Origin of the sequence: Citrobacter sp. 50677481 (assembly GCF_001463265.1) — a bacterium.
GTDB classification, from domain to species: Bacteria; Pseudomonadota; Gammaproteobacteria; order Enterobacterales; family Enterobacteriaceae; genus Citrobacter_A; species Citrobacter_A sedlakii.
The window spans coordinates 1-475 of sequence record NZ_LNHZ01000071.1 but is presented as its reverse complement, the minus strand read 5'-3'; the positions used below and the strand labels follow the sequence as shown (position 1 = coordinate 475).

The 475-nt window shown below is 48.8% G+C and carries 2 tRNA genes; both read right to left on the bottom strand.

Annotated elements, in window-relative coordinates:
• Nucleotides 1-152: 152 nt before the first annotated feature.
• Nucleotides 153-228 (bottom strand) — tRNA-Ala (locus tag APU02_RS20830).
• 110 nt (nt 229-338) lie between these two features.
• Nucleotides 339-415: transfer RNA gene (locus APU02_RS20825), tRNA-Ile, on the bottom strand.
• Between the last annotated feature and the right edge of the window lie 60 nt (nt 416-475).

Here is a 475-nt window from a genome sequence, read left to right as displayed (position 1 = left end):
CTTCATGGTTGCGATAATTGAGAGACTCACGAACAACTTTCGTTGTTCTGTGTTTCAATTTTCAGCTTGATCCAGATTTTTAAAGAGCAAAACTTCGCAGTGAACCCTTTCAGGTACACTCTGAAGTTTTCTTACGTAAACGTTCTACAGAATGGTGGAGCTATGCGGGATCGAACCGCAGACCTCCTGCGTGCAAAGCAGGCGCTCTCCCAGCTGAGCTATAGCCCCATCGTGTAGTCAGAACCTCTTTACCGATAATTCGTTTCCGGGCGCGGCGTGGTGAAGCGAAGCATACATCAGTATGCGAGCTTTGCCACAACAAAGCACGGGAGCGAATTTGGTAGGCCTGAGTGGACTTGAACCACCGACCTCACCCTTATCAGGGGTGCGCTCTAACCACCTGAGCTACAAGCCTGTAGAGGTTTTACTGCTCGTTTTTCATCAGACAATCTGTGTGAGCACTACAAAGGCAGGT